The organism is Glaciihabitans arcticus (genome assembly GCF_004310685.1).
In the GTDB taxonomy this organism is placed as follows: domain Bacteria; phylum Actinomycetota; class Actinomycetes; order Actinomycetales; family Microbacteriaceae; genus Conyzicola; species Conyzicola arctica.
Genome location: NZ_SISG01000001.1, coordinates 2,097,318 through 2,120,367 on the forward strand (window position 1 = coordinate 2,097,318; position 23,050 = coordinate 2,120,367).

Annotated in this window: 17 protein-coding genes; 6 read left to right on the forward strand and 11 right to left on the reverse strand. The window is 66.7% G+C overall.

Annotation, left to right across the window (positions count from 1 at the left end):
* From EYE40_RS10270 to EYE40_RS10285, 4 genes are all read right to left on the reverse strand, one after another.
* A complete protein-coding gene (locus tag EYE40_RS10270) occupies positions 1 to 867 on the reverse strand; it encodes a carbohydrate ABC transporter permease (RefSeq protein ID WP_240034790.1) in 867 nt (288 codons plus the stop codon).
* Positions 868 to 869: 2 nt separating this feature from the next.
* Positions 870 to 1,820, reverse strand: coding sequence for a carbohydrate ABC transporter permease (locus tag EYE40_RS10275; RefSeq protein ID WP_240034791.1), 951 nt, complete (start codon positions 1,818 to 1,820; stop codon positions 870 to 872).
* Positions 1,820 to 3,064: an extracellular solute-binding protein gene (locus EYE40_RS10280; protein ID WP_130981853.1), complete on the reverse strand. Its 1,245-nt coding sequence runs from the start codon at positions 3,062 to 3,064 to the stop codon at positions 1,820 to 1,822. The genes EYE40_RS10275 and EYE40_RS10280 overlap by 1 nt, the downstream gene beginning before the upstream one ends.
* A 293-nt stretch (positions 3,065 to 3,357) precedes the next feature.
* Positions 3,358 to 6,969, reverse strand: coding sequence for a S8 family serine peptidase (locus tag EYE40_RS10285; RefSeq protein WP_240034792.1), 3,612 nt, complete (start codon positions 6,967 to 6,969; stop codon positions 3,358 to 3,360).
* A gap of 240 nt (positions 6,970 to 7,209) precedes the next feature.
* Between EYE40_RS10285 and EYE40_RS10290 the strand changes: the two genes are divergently transcribed.
* The gene (locus EYE40_RS10290; protein ID WP_130981854.1) at positions 7,210 to 7,626 is read left to right on the forward strand and encodes a hypothetical protein; all 417 of its coding nucleotides are present in this window, start codon (positions 7,210 to 7,212) and stop codon (positions 7,624 to 7,626) included.
* A 61-nt stretch (positions 7,627 to 7,687) separates the two neighbouring features.
* On the opposite strand, the gene EYE40_RS10295 is transcribed toward EYE40_RS10290, so the two are convergent.
* Positions 7,688 to 8,902 (reverse strand): NADP-dependent isocitrate dehydrogenase, encoded by a 1,215-nt coding sequence (locus EYE40_RS10295; RefSeq protein WP_130981855.1) that lies wholly within the window; start codon positions 8,900 to 8,902, stop codon positions 7,688 to 7,690.
* Positions 8,903 to 9,040: 138 nt separating this feature from the next.
* On the opposite strand from EYE40_RS10295, the gene EYE40_RS10300 reads away from it, so the two are divergent.
* From EYE40_RS10300 to EYE40_RS10310, 3 genes are all read left to right on the forward strand, one after another.
* Complete coding sequence (locus tag EYE40_RS10300; protein WP_130981856.1) at positions 9,041 to 9,493, forward strand: GNAT family N-acetyltransferase; 453 nt, start codon at positions 9,041 to 9,043, stop codon at positions 9,491 to 9,493.
* Positions 9,493 to 9,804: an MGMT family protein gene (locus EYE40_RS10305; RefSeq protein WP_130981857.1), complete on the forward strand. Its 312-nt coding sequence runs from the start codon at positions 9,493 to 9,495 to the stop codon at positions 9,802 to 9,804. Before EYE40_RS10300 ends, EYE40_RS10305 begins: the two co-directional genes overlap by 1 nt.
* Before the next feature lie 190 nt (positions 9,805 to 9,994).
* Complete coding sequence (locus tag EYE40_RS10310; protein ID WP_130981858.1) at positions 9,995 to 10,396, forward strand: hypothetical protein; 402 nt, start codon at positions 9,995 to 9,997, stop codon at positions 10,394 to 10,396.
* Between the two features lie 74 nt (positions 10,397 to 10,470).
* Here EYE40_RS10310 and EYE40_RS10315 read toward each other — a convergent pair whose 3' ends face one another.
* The 3 genes from EYE40_RS10315 to ddaH form a co-directional block, all read right to left on the reverse strand.
* Positions 10,471 to 12,279, reverse strand: a complete 1,809-nt coding sequence (locus EYE40_RS10315) for an ABC transporter ATP-binding protein (protein ID WP_130981859.1) — start codon at positions 12,277 to 12,279, stop codon at positions 10,471 to 10,473.
* Positions 12,276 to 14,096, reverse strand: a complete 1,821-nt coding sequence (locus EYE40_RS10320) for an ABC transporter ATP-binding protein (RefSeq protein ID WP_130981860.1) — start codon at positions 14,094 to 14,096, stop codon at positions 12,276 to 12,278. Before EYE40_RS10320 ends, EYE40_RS10315 begins: the two co-directional genes overlap by 4 nt.
* Before the next feature lie 214 nt (positions 14,097 to 14,310).
* Positions 14,311 to 15,528: a dimethylargininase gene (gene ddaH, locus EYE40_RS15770; RefSeq protein ID WP_130981861.1), complete on the reverse strand. Its 1,218-nt coding sequence runs from the start codon at positions 15,526 to 15,528 to the stop codon at positions 14,311 to 14,313.
* Positions 15,529 to 15,643: 115 nt separating this feature from the next.
* Between ddaH and EYE40_RS10330 the strand changes: the two genes are divergently transcribed.
* A complete protein-coding gene (locus tag EYE40_RS10330) occupies positions 15,644 to 17,377 on the forward strand; it encodes an ABC transporter ATP-binding protein (protein ID WP_130981862.1) in 1,734 nt (577 codons plus the stop codon).
* Between the two features lie 2 nt (positions 17,378 to 17,379).
* A complete protein-coding gene (locus EYE40_RS10335; protein WP_130981863.1) occupies positions 17,380 to 19,380 on the forward strand; it encodes an ABC transporter ATP-binding protein in 2,001 nt (666 codons plus the stop codon).
* A gap of 32 nt (positions 19,381 to 19,412) precedes the next feature.
* Here EYE40_RS10335 and purH read toward each other — a convergent pair whose 3' ends face one another.
* The 3 genes from purH to EYE40_RS10350 are packed head-to-tail and all read right to left on the reverse strand — an operon-like array spanning position 19,413 to position 22,844.
* Entirely contained in the window at positions 19,413 to 21,017 is a 1,605-nt protein-coding gene (purH, locus tag EYE40_RS10340) for a bifunctional phosphoribosylaminoimidazolecarboxamide formyltransferase/IMP cyclohydrolase (RefSeq protein WP_130981864.1), read from the reverse strand.
* Positions 21,014 to 21,607 (reverse strand): phosphoribosylglycinamide formyltransferase, encoded by a 594-nt coding sequence (gene purN / locus EYE40_RS10345; RefSeq protein ID WP_130981865.1) that lies wholly within the window; start codon positions 21,605 to 21,607, stop codon positions 21,014 to 21,016. Before purN ends, purH begins: the two co-directional genes overlap by 4 nt.
* Positions 21,608 to 21,617: 10 nt before the next feature.
* Positions 21,618 to 22,844: a cell division protein PerM gene (locus EYE40_RS10350; RefSeq protein WP_130981866.1), complete on the reverse strand. Its 1,227-nt coding sequence runs from the start codon at positions 22,842 to 22,844 to the stop codon at positions 21,618 to 21,620.
* Between the last annotated feature and the right edge of the window lie 206 nt (positions 22,845 to 23,050).

Below are 23,050 nucleotides of genomic sequence, written 5' to 3' on the forward strand. Positions count from 1 at the left end.
CTATTTCACGCTGCCGGCAGTGAGCCCGCCGACCAGCCGCTTCTCGATCAGCATGAACAGCACAACGACCGGCACGATCGCGACAATCGACACCCCGAACACGTAGTGCCAGCTGGTGGCGTACTGCCCGACGAACTTGGTGAGGGCGACGGACAGCGGCTGGTTTCCAGCAGTGGAGAGGATGACGAGCGAGGCGGCGAACTCGTTCCAGCAGGAGACGAAGGTGAACACGATCGCCGTGACGATTCCGGGCCAGACGAGCGGCAGGTTGATTCTCGTGAGGACCGTCCAGCGTCCGGCGCCGTCGAGCTGCGCGGCCTCATCCACCTCTTTGGGCACACCCGCGAAGAAGCTGTGCATGATCCACACGGCGAACGAGAGGTTGAAGGCCGCATTGATGAGGATCATCGCGAACCAGGTGTCGCTGATGCCGAGGAACTGGAACTCCCGGAACAGACCCGACGTCAGCACCGCCGGCTGCAGCATCTGCGTCACGATCACCAGGAACAGGAACACCATGCGTCCGGGAAACCGGAACCGCGCCGTGTAGTACGCCGCCGGCAGCGCGACGGCGAGCACGAGCAGCGTCGCACTGACCGCGATGATGATCGTCGAGATGAGGTTCTGCACGAGCGGCGTCTCGGGCGTCGACCACATCGTGAGGTAGTTCTCGGGGTGCCATTCCTCGGGCAGGAACGTCGGCGGCACCTGCAGAATCTCGCGCTTCGATTTGAGCGAACTGACCAGCATCACCACGTACGGGGCGACGAAGAACAGCAGCACCAGCAGGCCGACGACCATACGCAGGATGACCGTGCCGATCGGCACCTGGTCGGCCGTGTACCTGCGAACTCTCGCTGTGCTCACGGTCACACCTCCCGCATCGGCTTGACCACACGCACATAGACGGCGACGATCGCGAGCACTATGAGGAATCCGACGACGCTGAGCGCGCTCGCGACGTCGATGCGATGGTCGGTCTGGATGTACTTGAAGATCAGCGTCATGATCGTGTCCGCCTCATAGCCGGGGATGGAGCCGGTCATCACCTTGAGGATCGGGAGCGAGTTGAACACGTTGATGATGTTGATGAGGATGGCGACGGCGAGCGCGGAGCGAAGCTGAGGCAGGATGACCGAGAAGTACGTGCGCGTGCGGCCCGCGCCATCCATTCGGGCAGCTTCGAGCACATCGGCGGGAACCGTCTGGAGCCCGGCGAGGATCGTGTAGGTGGTGAACGGCAGCGAGACGAACACGGCGATCGCTATCGACCAGGCGAAGGCGGATGGCGCGTTCTTCGTCCAGCCGTAGGGGGCGTCGAGCACACCGATATTGACCAGCACTTCGTTGATGATTCCGTAGAACGGGTCGAGCCCGTAGTAGACCACCAGCGTCGTCATCACCACGCTGGCCGCCCACGGGATGATGACCGCCATGCGCACAAGCTGCCGGCCGGGGAAGGCCTTGTCGAGCAGTTGCGCGAGGGCGAGCGAGAGCAGCACCGTGAGCGTCACGACGACCACGACCCAGAGCAGGGTGCGCGCGAGCACGCCCCAGATCGGGGCGAAGTCGAGTAGCGACTGAAAGTTCTCGAAGCCGACGCCGCCGCGGTCGACGCCGGACTGGCTGATGTCCCGCGTCGAGTTGTAGAACATCACCCCTGCCGGGAAGATGACGACGCCGAGGATGAGCAGGAGCGCCGGGGCGATCCAGGGAAGCGCGATCGCGAGGTCGCGCAGGGACGTGCCCTCCCTGCGGCGGGGGCGACGGTCAGCCGTCGCTCCCGCCGGGGAGGTGCGTCCCACAGGGGACGCCGTCACTATCCCTCGTCGACCTTGGCCTGGATCTCGGCCAGAACGGCTTTCGCGTCCTTGCCCTGGGCGAGCTGCCCGACGAGGCTCTTGAACGCGCCGTCGGTCGCCGACCACTTCGGGTTGGTGCTCGGGTAGAAGGCCGCGTTCGGCAGTGCCTCGAGGAACGGGGCGAGAGCCTCGTCGGCGGCGAGCGCCTCACCACCGGAGACCGTCGTGGGCAGGAACTTCTCGGTTGTGACCCAGTCGACGTAGACGTCGGTCGAGAACAGGTAGTCGAGGAAAGCGGTGATCGCCTCCTGCTTGTCGTCGCCATTGTCGAATGCCATCATGTGGTCCGCGACGCCGAGCGTGAAGGGCTCGCCGTCCTTTGTCGGGATGGGCACGAGCGAGTAGTCGAGGTCGGGGTTGTCGGCCTCGATCTGCGCGACGGTGGGCGGAAGGGCCTCGATCATGCCGATCTTGCCCTGCACGAAGACATCGATCAGCGGGGTGCGGTCGGTCGCACCGGCGTCGGGCTGGGTGGCGCCCGCATCCACCATCTTCTGGATGAATTCGGCAGCCTCGAGGTTCTCGGGGGTGTCGATGGTGATGTCCTTCTCGTCACCGAATCCGCCGCCACCGCCGTAGAACCAGATGGCGCTCTCGGCCTGGGCCTCCTCGGAGCCGAGCGGCAGGCCGTAGCCGTACACGCCTCCCCCGATGTCGGAGACCTTGGTCGCCGCGTCGAGCAGCTCGTCCCAGGTGGTGGGCGGGTTGCTGACCCCGGCCTCTTCGAGCAGGGCGTTGTTGACGAACAGTGTGCGGGCCGAAGCGATGAGCGGTAGGCCGTACTGCACGCCGTCGACGGAGGCGTTGTCGGAGAACGACTCCTGGAAATCGGCGAGCGTGTCTGCCGAGACCACGTCTTCGGCCGGGTAGAGCAGGCCGTCGGCTGCGAAGCCCGCGAACGGTCCGCCGTTCATGATGTCGGGGGCCTTGCCGCCCTGCACCTTCGTGGTGACCACGTCATTGAGGTTGTCCCAGGACTGCACCTCGAGGTTGACGGTGATGCCGGGGTTGGCATCCTCGAAGCCGTCGATGACCTTCTCCCAGAGCGCCTGAGTGCCGTCCGAGTAGGAGGGGACGAGCAGGTCGATGCTCTCACCGTCACCCGATGCTCCGCCGGTGTTGCCGAAGCCGCAGGACGCGAGAGTGAGGGATGCGACGGCCGCCGTCGCGATCACCGCGCCGAGTCGTGTTGATCTCTTCATGATTGTCCATTCCCGATTTTTGTAACCGAGGCGGCGGTGGCCGGCTCGGGCGAGCGCCCCGCGCTTTCCAGATCGCGCGGGGTGCCTGTCCTCGAACCGGCGATACAGGGAGTGGGTCGGTTCGGGGTTGAAGGGGAATCTACGTGCGTAGTGCCGCCTACGTCAAGGAGTTAGGCAGGATCATTAACAAACCCGAAATATGCTGGTGAATCGCGTAATTATCGGTTGCGGACACGACGAATGACGGCGCGCGCAGAGCGCCGCCGTCATCCGTCGTTCGGTGGGGAGGGAGGTTAGAAGACCACCCACACCACCTGGGTCGAGCTTGACGATCCCGCTACCGTGTCCGAGCCGGCGAAGCTCGCCTTGAGGAGGTAGACACCGGCCTTGAGCTTCGGCAGCTCGTAGCTGACCGTGCCGTTCGCGGCCAGGTTGAGCGTCGCCGCGACCGGCTTGCCGTTGACCGTGAGGCTCACGGCACCGGTGGCAGGGGCATCCCCGGCCTTCACGGTGATCTTCGCCGTGGTGCGCTGCCAGGAGAAGAGCACGTTCTTCGTGACGCTCAGCTTGGTCGTGGAGACGAACTTGACCGTCACTCCAGCGGAGGTCGCGCTGCCCGGGGGCAGGTCCCCCTTCGTGGCGGTGACCACGACGGTGAGCGTCTTGCCCTGGTCGGCCTTCTTGACCGTGTAGGTCGCCTTGGTCGCCTTGGCGATGTTCACGCCGTCCGCCTGCCACTGGTACGCGAAGGTGAGCCCCTCGGTGTCCCAGCTACCCGGTGTCGCGGTGAGCTTCTTACCCACCTCGGGGGTTCCGGTGATCGTCGGCGGTGCCGTGTTGATCGGTGTGCCGGGCTCGATGTCCTCACCGGTCGTCACGTCGACCACGGTGTAGGCACCGGTGTCGCCGTACTCGACGAGTCCGAGGTAGTACGAGAACTCGTTGAGGTCGGCCCACGAGGCCGTGTAGGTGACCGGCACTCCCTGCTGGCCGGCGAGAACCGCCGGCTCGAGGGCGAGCGGTGCGCCGCCGGGCACAATCGAGGTCGTCACGAGATCCCATGCGGTGGTTCCCGCGTAGACGTCCACGAGCACGAGGTAGTTGCCTGCGGTCGGTGACGGGATGTCCACTCGCTCGTCCGCAGACCCGGTCGCCGACTGCCAGCCCGCCACGGGAGCCCCCGCAGCGTTCAGCAGGTACACCACCAGGTCGAGGTCGGCGGTGTCGGTGATCGCGTCGAGGTCGAAGCGAGCGAGCTCGGCTCCGGCCGGAACGCTGACCTCGTATTCGACCGGCTCCGGAACGGAGACCGGGTCACCGGTTCCCGAGTGCTCGGGGTCGGTTCCGGTTGCGTCCGGCGCAAGCACACCCTGCGAGAGACCCGTTGTGCTGAGCGGGATGTCCCCGTTGCCACCCGGGGTCACCGTCACATCGACGGAGCCGGTCACGCCGGTTCCCTCGACGTCGGAGGGGGCGACGATCGTCACGGGCTGCACCGCGATCGGGCTGCGCACTACCGTGCTGCCGCTCGTCCAGGTCAGCGAACCGGTGGCGAACGCGTCGAGAGCAGCATCCGTTCGCGTGAACGTGACGGTGAACTCCTTCTCTTCACCAGCCGCCACGGTGAACGTGGCCGGTTCGACGACGGCGTTCACGCCCTCGAGGCCCTGGATCGCTGCCGTGTAGGTTCCCGCGGTCGTCGCGGTCACCGTGCGGGTGATCTTCTCCGGCGCTGTGAGGGCACCGATGGCGATCGAGGCGAGGTTCAGGTTGCTCGGGTCCACCGGATCCACCCCGAAGTCGTAACCGAGTGCCTGCAGGTATGCGGCCCAGTCATAGACATCGTTGAGGTAGAGCAGTCCCGGGTTGAAGAACTTCGTCGGATCCACGTGACCGGCACCCTGGGCGAATGGGTCAGTGACCGGCTCCCCATCGGCGTCGACCGTGTTGTACGCGGTCGTCATCATGGCCGACTTGATCTCGGCGGGCGTCGCGTTCGGACGCTCCCCGAGGTAGAGGGCCGCGAGTCCGGCGATGTGCGGTGCCGCCATCGAGGTTCCGCTGAGGAACTCGTAGCTCGGGTCGGTCGTCTCCTGGTTGGGTCCGGCCGCGAGGATCGCGACGCCCGGAGCCGAGATGTCCGGCTTGAGCAGGTCGCTGCCGTCGGCGAGCACGGGTCCCCGCGAGGAGAATCCGGCGACGACGGGAACCGGCGGCGTGTAGGCCGTCGAGTTGCCCGTCTTGAGCGATGCCGTTGCGCCCTCGGTGGCCGCGTAGGCGACAACCTGGTCGTGGTACATCGCGTCGAGGTGAACGGTCGGCACGGAGTGCACATCCGAATCGATCGAACCGGGCGTGATGTTCACCAGGATCATTCCGATGCCGCCGACGCGCTTCACCTCGGCCGACTTGGCGACCCGGTCGAAGACGCCGCGCTCACAGACCACGATCGTGGGCTCGGTGAGTGTCGCGTCGAGCGTGCCCGGACCACACAGGTTGGCCTGGGCTCCGGCCGTGCCTGCGGCGGCGATGCTCGTCGAGTTGATGAGCGCGCCCTCCACGGGTGCGGCAGCCGGGTCGAGATCGACCGAGATGGATGCACCGGCGAAGGCCTGACCGTCGCCGAGCGTAGCCGTGGCCTCGTAGCCGGGGATCGTCGACGCGGCAACCGTGGTGATCCACGGCGACGCGTTGTCGAGGGTGGAGGCGTCGGGGCCGTCGTTGCCGGCCGAGGCCGCCACGAAGATGCCGGCTGCTGCCGCTCCGAGGAACGCGTCGTCGGTTGCGGAGTAGGTGGTCTCGGCGGCTCCCCCACCGATCGAGTAGTTGATGACGTCGACGCCGTCGGTGACGGCCTGGTCGATGCCGGCGAGGAGGTCGGTCGTCGTGCAACCGTCATCCGTGCGCACGGCCGGGTCCTTGCCCGACCAGCAGACCTTGTAGACAGCGATCTTGGTAGCGGGGGCCACGCCGGTGATGTTGCCGAAGTCGACGCCGTCGACGGTCGCGGCGGTGTCGACGTTGCCGGCCGCGGTGCTCGCGGTGTGCGAACCGTGGCCGTCGCCGTCACGTGGGGAGACGAACTCGCCTGTGCCGGTGGTCTCGTCGCCGAGGCGGGCGGTCGTAAAGCCTTCGACGAAGTACCGCGCGCTGATGATCTTGGTCGAGCAGTCGGCGGCCGTGAACTGTGTTCCGGTCTGGCAGGTGCCGGTGAAGGTTCCGCCGTCGCCGCGCTTGTACGAGATCGTGTTCGCGCCGGAGAGGTACGGCTCCGTTCCAGCAGTGGTGCCGAGCGGGGATCCCGAGAACGCGGGGTTCTCGGGGGCGATACCGGTGTCGAGGACACCGAGAACCACTCCCTCCCCGGCCTTCTCGGCTCCTCCGATGCTCTCCCAGACGCCGCCCTCACCCTCGAGGCCGAGGAAGGCGGTCGAGGTCGTGGTCACCTGCTTGATCTCGTCGGGCGAAATGGTGAGCACGTTGCGGTTCGCGACGAGCTCGGCGGCCTGCGCCGCGGTGAGGTCTGCAGAGAATCCGTTGAACGCCATCGTGTATGACGCGTCGATGGTGACGCCCGCGGACTTGGCCACAGCCTTCTGCTGGTCGGCGAGGTAGTCCTTGTACTTGGTGACCGGGGCCTTGCGCGCGTTGAGCTGGTCGCCCTCGTCGGGCTTCGTCGCGGAGTAGCCCTGGATGCCACCGTCGTAGGTGGCGACTGAACTGTCGGCGAGGGTCACGATGTAGCGACCCGGCTTGAAGCTGGTCTGGCCGATCTGGCCCGGGGCGGTCGGGGCGGCGCTCGCTAGCGATGCGGAGCCGACGACGAGAGCGCTGGCCACGAGGGCTGCGGCGCTGATTGTTGCGAGAAACGAACGGGCCGTTGTGCGGCCGTGACTACTTTTCACAGGTGTTCCTTTTGGGTTCGGACGGACTCTGCTCGGCAGTTCGGGCTGCACACGATCTCTAACTTCCACCGTCCGGAGCCGAACTGACCCCCGAGTGGGGGGCAATGTTATCGATTCGTTATAAACGATGGATGACCCGGCCTCCGCACAATCGATGCGAAAAGTTCACCGGCGACGGCAGACCGCACGGTCTAGTTCCGATAGATTTGGGAAGTTCTACTCACAAAACAGGGAGTCCTCTTGAAGCTCACAGCTCGCACGTCGTCCGTAATCGCTGGCGCCGCCATTTCACTGATGCTCCTCACCGGCTGTGCCGGCGGCCAGAGCAAGCTCGAAGCCTGCACGATTCTCAAGGACGGTCTGCTCGAGGTCAACACGGCACTCTCCGACAGCGTCGGCGACCTGCAGGCCGACCCGGAAGCAGCAGCCGATGGCATGAAGTCCGCCGCTGACGACTTCGAGACCGCCGTCGCCAAGATCACCAACTCCGACGTCAAGGGCCCGGCAGACGCCGCGGCCGGATCCATCACCGACTTCAGCGACGCGATCGGCGAGTACGCGGCCGACCCCGAGAACGCTGACATCAACGCCGTCTCCGACTCGGCAGCAGCCGTCGCCGACGCCGTGACGCCGCTGCAGACCACCTGCTCCGCGTAGTCTCCGCACCTACGACGAAGGCCCCGGTGGAATCCACCGGGGCCTTCGTTATGTGTCCTGCTTACGCGAGACGCGACGCGAGTTTCTTGTCGAGCGTGTCAAGGAACTCCTCCGTGGTCTCCCACTTCTGGTCGGGACCGACCAGGAGCGCGAGGTCCTTCGTCATGTGGCCGGCCTCGACCGACTTGATGACGACGTCTTCGAGGGTGTTCGCGAATTCGGCGAGCGCCGGGTTGTCGTCGAGCTTCGCGCGGTGCGCGAGACCGCGGGTCCAGGCGTAGATCGAGGCGATCGGGTTGGTCGACGTGGGCTTGCCGGCCTGGTGCTGGCGGTAGTGGCGCGTGACCGTACCGTGCGCTGCCTCGGCCTCGACAACCGAGCCGTCCGGAACGGACAGCACCGACGTCATCAGGCCGAGCGAGCCGAAGCCCTGCGCCACGGTGTCGGACTGCACGTCCCCGTCGTAGTTCTTGCAGGCCCAGACGTAGCCGCCCTCCCACTTCATGGCCGAGGCGACCATGTCGTCGATGAGACGGTGCTCGTAGGTGAGTCCGGCAGCATCGAACTTCTCCTTGAACTCGGCCTGGAAGACCTCCTCGAAGATGTCCTTGAAGCGACCGTCGTAGGCCTTGAGGATCGTGTTCTTCGTCGAGAGGTACACGGGGTAGTTGCGTGAGAGGCCGTAGTTGAGCGAGGCGCGCGCGAAGTCGATGATGGACTCGTCAAGGTTGTACTGCACCTGCGCGATGCCGTCGCCGGGAGCATCGTAAACCTCGAACTTGAGGGGCTCAGACCCATCCTCAGGCGTGAATTCGACAGTCAGCTTTCCCTTGCCGGCAAAGCGGAAGTCGGTGGCGCGGTACTGGTCGCCGAAGGCGTGGCGGCCGATGATGATCGGCTTGTTCCAGCCCGGCACGAGGCGCGGGATGTTCGAGATGATGATCGGCTCGCGGAAGATCACGCCGCCGAGGATGTTGCGGATCGTGCCGTTCGGGCTCTTCCACATCTTCTTGAGGCCGAACTCCTCCACGCGTGCCTCGTCGGGGGTGATGGTCGCGCACTTGACGCCGACGCCGTGCTTCTGAATGGCGTGCGCTGCGTCGATCGTGACCTGGTCATCGGTCGCGTCGCGGTGCTCGATGCCGAGGTCGTAGTACTCGAGGTTGATGTCGAGATAGGGGTGGATCAGGGTGTCCTTGATCTTCTGCCAGATGATGCGCGTCATCTCGTCGCCGTCGAGTTCGACGACCGTTCCTTCAACCTTGATCTTCGACAACTGTCTCTCCATTCGACGGCCCGATTGGCCACGGACAGCTTACCGCGTGACGAAAGTATCTTGACATCGAGAGAGTTCGCTCTCGGGTAGTCCTCTCCGACTACCCCCGTGCCGCCCGAGCGGGTTAGCCTGTTCGACATGGGTGAACTCAGGCTGGAAGAGCTGTCGGCGAGCACGATCGTGGCGGCCAACGGCCTCACGCTCCGCCCCGGCCAGGAAGCGTTCGTCACACCGACCTCCTACGCGATTGCGGATGCGTACATCAATCCGCTCACGTCGTGGCCGCGCGTGGTGCTCGACGGTGATGAGGTCGTGGGCTTCATCCGCGGCAATTTCGACCCCGAGAACGCGCAGCCCGAGTTCCGCAGCTGCGTCTGGCGCGTCAACGTCGCGGCCGATGCCCAGGGCATGGGCATCGGCAAGTTCGCCATCTGGGCGCTGGCCGACGAGGCCCGTTCGCGCGGCTTCACGCAGCTCACCGTGATCTGGGAGCCCGGCGAAGACGGCCCGGAAGACTTCTTTTTGCGCGTCGGCTTCAAGGTCATCGGTGAGACCCAGTACGGCGAGAGCATCGGCGCGCTCGAGCTCTGATGCCTCCCGGGCCTTCCGAGGACTTCGTGTCCCGTGTGCTCGAGGTTGTCGAGTCGATTCCGGATGGCGCGGTCATGACGTACGGCGACGTGGCGTCCGCCCTCGGCTCCCGCGCGGCGCGCGCGGTGGGGCAGGTCATGGCGTACTACGGGGCCGATGTCCCGTGGTGGCGGGTCGTGCGCGCCTCCGGCCATCCCGCCGCGGATCATGAGGCTCGCGCCCTCGAGCACTTCCGGGCAGAGGGCACGCCGTTGCGCTGGTCGGGTGACGTCTTCCGCGTGGATCTCGCTGCGGCGCGGCACACGCCATAGCTCGGCGTCATCCTCTCCTCCACAGCGAATCATCCGTCTGAGGTATCCCCGCAAGCCTCGGGGCCGACGACGGCACGCGGTCGGGTCGCTGGAATGGGTACATGGACACCTTCAGCACTCCCGTACTCGTCTCGGCTCCCCTGCTCGGACTCGCACTCGTCATCATCACCGCCATCGGATCACTCCTCTCGTGAGGACCGCACTCGCCCTCGGCGCCGCCGCCGTTCTCACCGTGTCGCTCTCCGGCTGCTCGTTCGTCGAGGAGCTGGCCACCCACGAGAAGGAGCTCAGCTACGACAGCTGGGCCGACGCGCCCGCCAGGGGCGACCTCGCCTTTGTGCCGGCTGACTTCATCCCGCACGATGCGACCGACCTGCACATTCGCACCCAGACGAGCAGCACCGGCAAGCTCTACGCGTTCGAGGCGGAGACGCCGCTCGACACCGAGCTGTGCACGCCGGGGGTGCTCTCCGGCACGCCGCCCATGGACACCGAGTGGTGGCCCGAGGAGATTCCGACCGACGGACTCGTCTGCGCCCCCGACTTCCAGGTCTTCGAGGTCGACGGCGTGACGTACGGGTTCCGGGTCTGACTCGAATCGCCCCGATTTGCCACAAACGGCCCGTGCGCTGGAGAGCACACGGGCCGTTTGCGGCAAGTGACGAACTAGACGAGTGACTCGCGCCACGCGGCGTGCAGCTGCGCGAAGCGGCCGGTGCCGGCGATGAGGTCGCGGGGGGTTCCGTCTTCCACGATGATCCCGTGCTCCATTACGAGCACGCGGTCGGCGATCGCAACCGTCGAGAGACGGTGCGCGATGATGATCGCCGTGCGGTCGGCGAGCAGGGTCGTGAGACCCTCCTGCACGAGTCGTTCCGAGGGGATATCGAGCGAGGCGGTGGCCTCATCCAGAATCAGAACGACCGGGTCGGCGAGGAACGCACGCGCGAATGACAGCAGCTGGCGCTGGCCGGCCGAGACCCGCCCGCCGCGCTTGTTCACGTCGGTGTCGTACCCGCCGGGCAGCGACTCGATGAACTCGTGCGCGCCGACCGCCTTGGCCGCCGCGACGATCTCCTCGCGCGACGCGTCCGGGTTGCCGAGCGCGATGTTCTCGGCGACCGTGCCCGAGAACAGGTATGCCTCCTGAGTCACCATCACGATGGCACGACGCAGATCCTTGGGATGCAACTGCCGCAGGTCGATGCCATCGAGGGTCACGGCGCCCTGGCTCGGGTCGTAGAACCGCGAGACGAGTTTCGCGAGTGTCGACTTGCCGGCTCCCGTGGACCCGACGAGCGCGATCGTCTGCCCGGATGGGATGTCGAGGTCGAACTCGGGCAGGATCACCCGGTCCTTCTTGTACGCGAACTCGACACCGTCGAAGCGCACGGCACCCTTCGCCTCCCACAGGTCGATCGGATCGGTCGGGTCGGGAACGCTCGGCATCTCCTCGAGCACGCCCGAGATCTTCTCGAGCGCGGCCGCGGCCGACTGGTACGAGTTGTAGAACATGGCCATCTCCTGCGCGGGGGCGAAGAACTGGCGCGTGTACAGCAGCGCGGCGAGCAGCGCGCCGATCGCGAGACCGTTGTCGGCGACCCGCAGGCCGCCGACGAGCAGCACCACGGCGAGCGCGACGTTTCCGATCAGCACGAGCCCGGGGTCGAAGATCCCGAACAGCTGGATCACACGCGCGTTGACGAAGCGGTAGTCCTCGACCAGGTCGCCGAATTCGTCTTCGTTGCGCTTCTCCTTGCGGAACGCCTTGACGGCGCGGATGCCGGTCATGGTCTCCACGAACTGCACGATAAGGCGTGCCGAGGCGACGCGTGTCTTGCGGAACAGCGTCTGCGAGCGCAGCTGGAACCAACGCGTGAGCACGGCAAGCGGGATCAGCGCGCCGAACAGCACAAGACCGCTCACCCAGTCGACGGAGAACATCGCGATGCCGATGAACAGCATGTAGAGCGCGCCCTGCACGAGCTGGTTGACACCCGAGTCGAGCAGTTCGCGGATCGCGTCGAGGTCACTCGTCTGGCGCGCGATGATACGGCCCGACGTGTAGCTCTCGTGGAACTCGAGGCTCAGTCGCTGCGTGTGCAGGAACACCCGCTTGCGCAGGTCGAGCAAAATCGCCTGGCTGATCTTGGCGGTCAGCACGGTGTACCACGCGATGAGCCCGGCTCCCGCGATACCCGCGATCAGGAATAGCGCGACCGTGACGCCGAGCGGCATCCAGTCGAGCTCGTCGCGCAGCGCAGGCAGTCCCTGGTCGATGCCGATCGCAATCAACGCGGGGCCGGCGACCTGTGCGGCGGTGCTCACGATGACGACAACGAGGGTCAGGATGACCTGCGCGCGCACCGGGCTCAGCAACGAACCGAGCAGGCGCAGCGACCGCTCCCGAATCTGCTTGCTCTCCGCCTTGTTGAAGTCGTTGCGCTCTTCACCCTCTACTCCTGTGACGCTCACGCTCCCACCTCCCGTTCACGATCTTCGCGTTTGACTTCGTCTTCGAGGCTCGAGATCACGAACCTGTAGTGCTCGCTCGAGGTGAGCAGCTCGGAGTGCTTGCCGACCGCGGTGATGCGGCCGTTCTCGAGCAGCGCGACCCGATCCGCCAGCATGACGGTGGATGGCCGGTGCGCCACGATCAGCGCCGTCGTCGAGGCGAGAACCTTGCGCAGGGCCGCTTCGACGAGTGCCTCCGTGTCGACGTCGAGCGCCGAGAGCGGGTCGTCGAGCACAAGGACCGACGGCTTCGCGGCGACGGCGCGCGCGAGGGCGAGCCGTTGGCGCTGGCCACCGGAGAGGCTGAGCCCCTCCTCGCCGACCTTGGTGTCGAGTCCTTCGGGCAGGTCGTACACGAAATCGGCCTGCGCGATGCTCAGTGCCTCGATGAGCTCCTCCTCGGTCGACTCGGGTCGTCCGAGCAGAACGTTATCCCGCACCGACGCCGAGAACAGGGTCGCGTCTTCGAACGCCATCGCGAGGTGCGTTCGCAGCTCGGCCCGGGTCAGGTCGCGCACGTCGACACCGTCGATGCGAATCGATCCGCCCGTGACGTCGTACAGGCGAGTGGTGAGCGCGGTGAGCGTGGACTTGCCGGAGCCGGTGAGACCGACGATCGCCATCGTCTCGCCGGGCTCGAGCTCGAGCTCGATGCCGTCGAGCAGGTCGGCGTATTCGGCCGAGGCGTCCTGGTAGCGGAAGTGCACGTTGTCGAAGACCAGGCGGCCCTCGGCGTGGGTGACGGTCTTCGGGTTCTCCGGGTCGGTGATCGTGTTCTCGCTGTCCATGACCTCGAAGAACCGGTCGGCCGCGGTGCGGGTGTCGAAGGTCATCGAGAGCAGGAAGCCGATCGACTCGACCGGGAACCGCAGCACCGTAGCGGTCGCGAAGAACGCGACGAGCTCGCCGACCGAGATCTGCCCGTCGACGGCCAGCCAGACACCGCCGAGGAGGGACAGGGCGAACGTGACATCCGGAACAAGCAGTAGCCAGAGCCAGATGCCCGCGATCGCGCGGGCCTTCTCGATCTCGGTGCCGCGCAGGTCTTCGGCCTGGCGCGAGAAGCCGCGCAGGGCATGCTTGCCGCGACCGAAGGCCTTGAGCACGCGGATGCCGTGCACCGACTCCTCGACCGTGGTGGCGAGGTCGCCGGCCTGGTCCTGGCTGCGGCGGGCGACGACCGAGTACTTGTTCTCGAAGACGTAGCCGTAGATCCAGAGCGGGATCGAGCAGATCATGAAGACGACGCCGAGGATCCACGAGATGTTGATCAGGAAGACGAAGCCCACGAGGATCGTGACCACGTTGACGATGAGCAGAACGAGGCCGAACGAGATCCAGCGCCGGATGAGGTTGAGGTCGCTCACAGCGCGGGACAGCAGCTGGCCACTCGGCCAGCGGTCGTGGAAGCTCACCGGGAGGTCCTGCAGCTTCGCGTACAGCGCGTTGCGCATACGTGCCTCGATGTGGGTGCCCGGGGTCAGCACGAACCAGCGACGCAGGGCGATCATGATCGCCTCGAGCACACCGAGGCCGAGCACGATGGCGAAGGCCGGCCAGATCTGGCTCGAGTCACCCGTCTGCAGCGGACCGTCGACGAGCTGGCGAAGCACCTGCGGAATGAGCAGCGCGACGATGCCGGCGAGCAGCGCGGAGACCATGCCGAGGTAGATGCGCGGCATGGCCGGTTTTGCGTAGGGGTAGAGGCGGGCGATCGCGGAAATGGTTCCGGGACCCTTGGGCTTTTTGCGACCTGCTGTGGTCGACGCTGAAGACATGCGTGAATCCAATGTGGTGGAGCGCGATCGTTCGGGACGACCGAAATGGAGGGCGGGAGTGCCGGTGCCGGGGCAGCCTTCCAGACTAGACCGAATGCTGAGCGTTCGGCAACGATGAACATCTTTGCTGATTGAGCGCGGTGGAGCTATGAACAATCGCGCCAGCGATTATGCGACCCCAGCGCCGACTGAGCCTGCGAAGTCGGTTCTACTACTAGCGAAGCCGCACCGACAGGCAGGTGACGCAGCCCTCGAGCTTCTCGAACTCGCTGATGTCGACGGTGACCACGCGATACCCGAGGTCCTCGAGCAGCGCTGCGGTCTTGGGAGCCGCGGCCGACATGAGTACCGCGTCCGGCCCGAGCACGACGACCGCCGTGCCGTGGGCTTCCGGCACCGCGAGGAAGCGGTCGAAGAGTGTGGGATCGTCGACCAGCGGCGGGAAGCCGATGACCGTGCCATCCGGAAGCGCAGTCACCGCGGTCTTCAGGTGCAGGGCCTTCGTGACGGGCACTGCGACGACCGAGTAACCGAGGGGCGAGAGGATGACGCGCAGCTGCCGGATGCCTTCGGCGTTGGTGCGACCACCGCGCCCGACGTAGACGGTCGTGCCGACCTTGAGGACGTCGCCGCCCTCGAGGGTGCCGGGTGCCTCGATGTGGGCGACGTCGAGGCGCAGGGCGCGCACGGCCTCTTCGGTCGCCTCGATCTCGCCGGTGCGGCTCTCCGCGCCCGGGTTGGTGATGACGGCGGTGTTGCCGAAGACCACCACGGTGTCCTCGACGAAGACGCCATCGGCGAAGTCGCCGGTCGAGTCCACTTCGACGGCCTCGAAGCCGTTGTCGGCGAGGGCGCCGACGTAGGCGTCCCACTGCGCGTCGGCGAGGTCGGTGTCGACGGGGGTGCGCTCGATGTGGGTCACGAGGCCCTCGGCGAGGGATGGGGAGGGCAGGCGCACCAGCACGGTGCGGCGTTCGGTCTTCTCGAGGGTCGAACGCGCGCCGACGACCGCGTCCCAGGTGCGGCCGCCGAGGGTGAAGACCGCGATCGCGGAGAACAGGGCGAGGGCGAGGTTGAGACCGCCGAGGGTGCCGAAGAGTGCCTCGAACTGCTCGGCCACGACGGGCGACCCGATAAGGGCCGCCGTCACGAGCGTGCCGGCGATCGGCGCGACCACGGCGACGGCGAGCGCGGCGGCGAGCTTCGTGTACCAGAACCGGAACGCACCGACGGCGGCGAGGATGAAGGTGAGCAGGAAGACGAAGATGCTGGCCGGAAGGAAGTAGTCGTGCGCCTGTCCGAGGGCCTCGGCGCCGAAGCTGCCCGCGACCGAGTAGGCGAACAGCGTGCCGACGTGCGCCGTGACCGCCACAACGAGTGCCGTGAGGAGCGACGCGACGAAGCGGCGGAGCAGGGTGAGCTGTGTTGTCATGCTGCGACCCTATTACAGGCGGGTCGTGCGTAACCCGGGCAGGTGCCTCCGTCGGTGGCAGGTGGCATACTCGTGGATGTAAACGATGTCCACATCTGCTCGTGGGGAACTCAACATGATCCTGGCCTCTCTCATCTTCCGGCACACCCGCCCGTATACGGGTTGGATCGTCGGAGTCTTCGTGCTGCAGCTCGTCTCCACGATGGCCGCGCTCTACCTGCCCAGCCTCAACGCCCGCATCATCGACGAGGGCGTCTCGACCGGCAACACCGACCTCATCTGGAGTATCGGCGGCATGATGCTCGGCGTCTGCGTCATCCAGGTGGTGACGGCGATCGGCGGCATCTACTTCGGCGCGCGCACGGCCATGGCGGTCGGCCGCGACCTGCGCCGCGAGATCTACCGCCGGGTCGACTCGCTCGGCGCCCTCGAGCTCGGCCGGTTCGGCACGGCAACCCTGATCACGCGCGGCACGAATGACGTGCAGCAGGTGCAGATGCTCGTGCTGATGGCCCTCAACTTCATGGTCTCCACCCCGATCATGTGCATCGGCGGCATCATCATGGCGTTGCGCGAAGACGCGGGTCTGTCCTGGCTGGTCTGGGTATCCGTACCGGTGCTGTTCGCCGTGGTCGGCTTCCTCGTATTCCTGCTGATGCCGCTGTTCCGCCTTATGCAGGAGCGCATCGACGGCATCAACGGCGTGCTGCGCGAGCAGATCCTCGGCATCCGAGTCGTGCGCGCGTTCGTTCGCGAGCCGTTCGAATCCCAGCGCTACCGCACGGCCAACGAGCGGCTCACCGAGACGAGCGTCAAGGTCGGCAATTTGTTCGTGCTGATGTTCCCGCTGATCATGATGATCCTGCACCTCGCCACAGCCGCCGTGCTCTGGTTCGGCGGTCACCGGGTCGACCAGGGCGATATCCAGATCGGCTCACTCACCGCGTTCCTGCAGTACCTCCTGCAGATCCTGTCCGCGGTCATGATGGGCGTGTTTATGGTGATGATGATCCCGCGCGCCATTGTCTGCGCCGAACGCATCGACGAGGTGCTCACCACCGAGTCGAGTCAGAAGGTCACCGACGAGCCGACCGTCAAGACCCCGACCGCCGGCCGCCTCGAGTTCTCGAACGTCACCTTCGGCTACCCCGGGGCAGAGCGTCCCGTACTCGACAACGTGTCGTTCACCGCGCTGCCCGGAACGACGACGGCCATCGTGGGTTCGACCGGTGCCGGCAAGACCTCTCTCGTGAACCTCATCCCCCGCCTCTACGACCCGCAGCAGGGCTCGGTGACCATCGACGGCGTTCCGGTCTCCGCCCTCACCCGCGCGCAGGTCTCGAGCGTCGTGGGTCTCGTCTCCCAGAAGCCGTACCTGTTCTCCGGCACCATCGCCTCCAACCTGCGCTTCGGTCGCGAGGAGGCGAGCGACGAGGAGCTCTGGCACTTCCTGCGGGTCGCTCAGGGCGAGGACTTCGTGCGCGAGAAGACGAAACAGCTGCTCGATCCGATCGCGCAGGGCGGCACCAACGTGTCCGGTGGCCAGCGCCAGCGCCTGTGCATCGCGCGGGCACTCGTGGCCCAGCCCCGCATCTACCTGTTCGACGATTCCTTCTCTGCACTGGATGTCGCAACCGACGCCCGGCTGCGTGCCGGGCTCAGCGAGGCAACCGGTGACGCCACGGTGATCATCGTCGCGCAGCGGGTGTCCACCATCCGTGATGCGGACCAGATCCTCGTGCTCGACGACGGAGTACTGGTCGGCTCAGGCACCCACGACGAGCTCCTCGAGAGCAGCGAGACCTACCGCGAGATCGTGGAATCCCAGTTGACGGTAGAGGCGGTCTGATCATGGCGAAGAAGAACACCCCAGTAGTCGAGGAGGTCGACGAACTCGAGGTCGCCTACGAGCCCACCGAGGCCGACGGCGGTATGTTCGGCGACGGCCCGCCCGCGAAGAAGGCCCAGCACTTCTGGCCGTCGGCCAAGCGCCTCTTCGGGCTGCTGCGACCGGAGAGGGCGAAGTTCGGGTTTGTCGTGCTTCTCGTCATCCTCTCGGTCATTCTCACCGTCATCGCGCCGAAGATCCTCGGCCAGGCCATGGACGTGATCTTCAACGGTGTGCTCGGTGCGCAGCTGCCGGCCGGGGTCACGCTCGCCGAGGTCATCTCGGGCGCTCGTGCGCAGGGCAACGACCAGTTCGCCGACCTGCTCGAGGGCACCAATGTCGTACCCGGGCAGGGCATCGACTTCATGGCGCTGGGTGGCCTAATCCTCGTGGTGCTCGGCATGTACACCGTTGCCTCGGTGCTCATGTGGTGGCAGGGCTTCATCCTCAACGGGCTGGTCATGCGCATCGTGTTCAACCTGCGCCAGGACATCGAAGAGAAGCTGAACCGCTTGCCGCTGCGCTACTTCGACACCCGCCAGCGCGGTGACGTCATGTCGCGCGTCACCAACGACGTCGACAACGTGCAGGCCGCGCTGCAGCAGGCCTTCTCGCAGATCGTGCAGTCGCTGCTGACCGTCATCGGCATCACGGCGATGATGTTCATCGTCTCGTGGCAGCTCGCCCTCATCGCCCTCATCGCGCTGCCGCTCTCCGGCGCGATCGCAGGGTTCATCGGTGTGCGTTCGCAGAAGCTGTTCGCCGCGCAGTGGAAGAACACCGGATCACTCAACGGCCACATCGAGGAGACCTTCTCCGGCCAGGAGATCGTGCGCGTCTTCGGCCGCGACAAGGAGATGCTCGAGGAGTTCGACGCCCGCAACGACAAGCTGTACGACGCCTCGTTCGGCGCGCAGTTCATGTCGGGCACGATCATGCCGGCGATGACGTTCGTCTCGTACCTGTCGTACGTGCTGATCGCCGTCGTCGGCGGCCTGCGCGTGGCATCCGGACAGCTGACCCTCGGTGACGCGACGGCGTTCATCCAGTACTCGCGCGAGTTCACCCAGCCGATCACGCAGATCGCCGGGCTCGCGAACATGCTGCAGTCGGGCGTGGCGTCCGCCGAGCGCACCTTCGAGCTGCTCGACGCGGAGGAGGAACTCGCCGAGGAGACGGGCACCCACCTTCCCGAGCGCACCAACGGCCACGTCGAGTTCGAGAACGTGTCCTTCAGCTACAGCGAAGATGTGCCGCTGATCCAGAACCTGTCGTTCTCGGCCGAGCCCGGGCACACGGTCGCGATCGTCGGCCCGACCGGCGCCGGCAAGACCACCCTCGTCAACCTCGTGATGCGGTTCTACGAGCTGACCGGTGGGCGCATCCTGCTCGATGGTGTGAGCACCACCTCGCTGTCGCGCGCCGAGCTGCGGTCGCAGGTCGGCATGGTGCTGCAGGATGCCGTGCTGTTCGAGGGCACCATCCGCGAGAACATCCGCTACGGGCGACTGGATGCAACGGACGACGAGGTCATCGCAGCGGCCCAGGCCACCATGGTCGATCGCTTCGTGCGCCAGCTGCCCGAAGGCTACGACACCGTGCTCGATGCGGACGGCGGAAGCGTGTCGGCCGGCGAACGCCAGCTCATCACTATCGCGCGCGCGTTCATCGCGAACCCCTCGCTGCTCATCCTCGACGAGGCGACCTCATCGGTCGACACCCGCACCGAGCTGCTGGTGCAGCACGCCATGGCGGCGCTCCGCACCGATCGTACGTCGTTCGTGATCGCGCACCGTCTGTCGACCATCAAGGACGCCCACACCATCCTCGTGATGGAGGAGGGACGCATCGTCGAGCAGGGCGACCACGAGCAGCTGCTCGCCCGAAAGGGTGCCTTCTACAAGCTCTACATGTCGCAGTTTGCCGGCGGCGCGCTGGATGAGGAATCCGAGCTGATCGAGTAGAGGGGTCGGGGCCGTGTGTCCCCGACCTCCGATCAGTGGAAGAAGTGGCGCTCGCCCGTGAAGTACATCGTGACGCCCGCGGCCTTCGCCGCGTCGATGACTTCCTGGTCGCGCACGGAGCCGCCGGGCTGAACCACGGCCTTGACGCCCGCGGCCAGCAGGATCTCGAGGCCATCGGCGAACGGGAAGAACGCGTCCGAGGCGGCAACGCTGCCCGCAGCACGGTCGCCCGCGCGCGTAACGGCGAGGTGGCAGGAGTCCACGCGGTTGACCTGGCCCATGCCGACGCCGACCGAGGCGCCGTCGTGGGCGAGCAGGATCGCGTTCGACTTGACCGCGCGCACGGCACGCCAGGCGAACTCGAGGTCGGCGCGGGTGGCGGCGTCCGCCTCCTCGCCGGTCGCGAGCGTCCAGGTGGACGAGTCGAACTCGTCATAGGTGTCGACCGACTGCACGAGCACACCACCGGAGATCTGCTTGAACTCCTGCGTCTCGCGCGTGAAGCCCTCGGGAAGCGTCAGCAAGCGCAGGTTCTTCTTCGTCGAGAGCAGCGCGAGGGCATCCGGATCGAAGCCGGGGGCGACAACGACCTCGGTGAAGATGTCCTTGATCGACTCTGCGGCGGCCAGCGTGATGGGGCGGTTCGCGGCGATCACTCCTCCGAACGCCGAGACCGGGTCGCACGCGTGAGCGCGGGCGTGGGCGGAGAGGATCGCGTCACCCGCACCACGCGCGACGGCGATGCCGCACGGGTTCGCGTGCTTGATAATCGCAACGGCGGGCTCGTCGAAGTCGTAGGCGGCGCGCACGGCGGCGTCCGCATCGACGAAGTTGTTGTACGACATCTCCTTGCCGTGCAACTGCTCGGCCTGGGCGATGCCCGCGGCGTTGTCGCGCACGTAGAGAGCAGCCGTCTGGTGCGAGTTCTCGCCGTAGCGCAGCACGTTCTTGAGGGTTGCGGAGACGGAGAATGCCTCGGCTTCGCTCGACCCGGTCTCGGCAGGCTCGACCACCGAATCAGAGAACCACGCCGCCACCGCCGCGTCGTAGGCCGCCGTGTGCGCGAAGGCCTCGGCCGCGAGACGGCGACGCTGCTTGAGCGTGGTGCCGCCGATCGAGAGCGCCTTGAGAATCTGGGGGTATGAAGCGGGGGATGTCACGATCGCGACATTCGCGTGGTTCTTGGCCGAGGCGCGCACCATGGCCGGTCCCCCGATGTCGATCTGCTCGATCGCGTCGTCACCGGTGACGCCCGCGGCGATCGTCTCGACGAAGGGATACAGGTTCGAGACGACGAGCTCGAACGGCTTGATGCCCTGAGCGGCAAGCTCGGTCTGGTGCGACTCGAGGCGCAGGTCGGCAAGCAGTCCGGAGTGGATCACGGGGTGCAGGGTGCGCACACGACCGTCGAGCGACTCCGGGTAGCCGGTGACGTCACCAACCTGCACAACCGGGATGCCGGCTGCCGCGATGGCCGCGGCCGATCCACCGGTGGAGACGATCTCGACGCCGGCCTCGGCGAGCGCCGTCGCGAGCTCGATGAGCCCGGTCTTGTCACTCACGGAGACGAGCGCGCGCCGGATGGTGACGACGTCGCGCGGGCGGTACAGGGCTGGGTCGTGGGTGGGGCCGCTCATGCGGTTGCGAACTCCTTGAGATCGATGTGTCCATTCGCGATGTCGAGAATGGTCTGGATGAGGAGCCGGCGCTCGACCGGCTTGATGCGCTCGTGCAGCGTCGCTTCGGTGTCGTCCACACGCACGGGGATGCGCTCCTGCGCGAGGATGGGGCCGCTGTCCACGCCGTTGTCGACGATGATGACGCTCGCGCCGGTCTGGCTCGCACCGGCTTCGATGGCGTCGCGCACACCGTGCGCTCCGGGAAACTCGGGCAGGTACGCGGGGTGCGTGTTCAGCAGGGCGGGAGCGAGTGCGTTGACCGCGCGCGGCGGCAGGAGCTTCATGAACCCGCTCAGCACCACGAGGTCGGGCTGCCAGACCTGGATCTGCTCGACGAGGGCATCGCCCCACTCATCCCGATTCTGGTAGTTCGACAGGGCGACCGAGAAGGTCGGAATGCCGTACGCCTCGGCGTGGGCGAAGCCGGTTGCGTCGCGGTCGGCGCCGATGGCGACGATGCGGGCGGGGAACTCGGCATCCTGCGAGGCGTCGAGGAGAGCGCGGAGGTTCGACCCACCGCCAGAGATCAGAACAACCACCGAAAGCACGGGTGCAAGCCTACCGGTCGGCGCGTTCCGCCTTCTCGGCGACAGGTGACTTCAGGTGGCTGGCGGCGAATAGGCCGATGGTCGCCGCGATGCCCACCTCGAGCGCAGCCCACAGGCCGACGGCGAGAGGATCCGGCCCCACGACAGCGAGCCGCCCCGGTCCCGCCGCGCCCGAGGAGAACCACGCGAGAAGGCCGAGCAGCACACCGGCGACAACGCCGATGCTCGCGCCGGCGGCGAGGCTCGAGCGCCAGTCGGTGCGGAAGAGCCGAGGCCGGAGAAGGGCTCCCGCCAAGAACCCGGCCACGATCGGCACAAGCAGTCCGAGGAACCCGTAGGCGAGGTCGCCCGCGGGCAGGGCACCGAGCATGGGGATCACCGGCAGCGGCCCGAGGGTGGTGCCGAGCGGGCTCACGGCCGATCCGGCGCCGATCGCGAAGCCGGGCCCGACGAACCAGGACGCGGCCCAAATGACGACGTTGGGCAGGAACGCGAGCTGTGCGCCGGTAAGCGCGATACCGCCGAGCACCTCACTGTGCAGGCTCTCGTAGAGGGCGACGATCCCGGCGTAGTTGGCCGCGAGCAGCACGGCGACCGCGAGACTCGCGACCGCGATGACGGCGGCGACGGCAGCCACTCCCCCGCGCAGGCCGACCTCGACCACGGAGCGCACAGTCGGGTGCCAGTCGTTCACCCAGTCCCTGATCGAGCTGCCGGAGTCGTCGCCGGCCGCGCGCTGGGTGCGCAGTGACCCGATGAGGATCCCGACCCCGAACACGGCGGTGGGCAGAAGGATTCCCTGCACGATCGACGGGCGGGCGAAGGGGTGCAGCACGCTCAGGGTCGCGAGCGTCGACAGCCCGGCGAAAGTTCCGACGGCGACGAGCTCTCCGAGGAGCCGGAAGCGGGTCTCTGACACGCGGCGACCGGCGCGCACGCCGAGCAGCAGCGTGAGCCCGCCGAACCCGAGGATTGCGATGGTCACGGGGAACGCGGCATCCGCCCCCGCAAGGCCGAGGGTCGCCGCCACGGTCGGGTCGAGCGTCATGCGAACGTCTGCACCGTGGCCGAGCAGCCAGATGTCGACGGAGGCGCGCCAGAACGTCGTCCAGTCACCGGCGAAGCCGAATTGCGCACCCCAGAGCACCGTGAGCGGTGCGAGCGGGATGACGATGCCGATCGCAACGACGAGGGAGGCCTCGAAGGCTGCGAAGAGGGCTGTGAGTGGGCGGTTCATACCCGTGCGAGCGTACCGGGGCCCGGCTCCGCAGTTCACCTGCCCCGCCGGAGCTCCGCGTACGGGGGGATGGCGGGTCCGGCGGAGCGGGGAACATTCGGGTGGTGCGGCACCAGTCTGAAGGTCTCGCGACCCCGAATGTTAAGGGTAAAACCCTAGGGTTTTGATACTGGGTAGTCTGGGTTTGTGCGCCCGACGAGGGGCGC

Excerpts from the sequence above, each read along its gene's own strand:
- EYE40_RS10280 (WP_130981853.1), bottom strand. The coding sequence starts at position 3,064 with ATGAAGAGATCAACACGACTCGGCGCGGTGATCGCGACGGCGGCCGTC.
- EYE40_RS10300 (WP_130981856.1), top strand. The coding sequence starts at position 9,041 with ATGGGTGAACTCAGGCTGGAAGAGCTGTCGGCGAGCACGATCGTGGCG.
- EYE40_RS10305 (WP_130981857.1), top strand. The coding sequence starts at position 9,493 with ATGCCTCCCGGGCCTTCCGAGGACTTCGTGTCCCGTGTGCTCGAGGTT.
- EYE40_RS10320 (WP_130981860.1), bottom strand. The coding sequence starts at position 14,096 with ATGTCTTCAGCGTCGACCACAGCAGGTCGCAAAAAGCCCAAGGGTCCC.
- ddaH (WP_130981861.1), bottom strand. The coding sequence starts at position 15,528 with ATGACAACACAGCTCACCCTGCTCCGCCGCTTCGTCGCGTCGCTCCTC.
- EYE40_RS10330 (WP_130981862.1), top strand. The coding sequence starts at position 15,644 with ATGATCCTGGCCTCTCTCATCTTCCGGCACACCCGCCCGTATACGGGT.
- EYE40_RS10335 (WP_130981863.1), top strand. The coding sequence starts at position 17,380 with ATGGCGAAGAAGAACACCCCAGTAGTCGAGGAGGTCGACGAACTCGAG.
- purH (WP_130981864.1), bottom strand. The coding sequence starts at position 21,017 with ATGAGCGGCCCCACCCACGACCCAGCCCTGTACCGCCCGCGCGACGTC.
- EYE40_RS10350 (WP_130981866.1), bottom strand. The coding sequence starts at position 22,844 with ATGAACCGCCCACTCACAGCCCTCTTCGCAGCCTTCGAGGCCTCCCTC.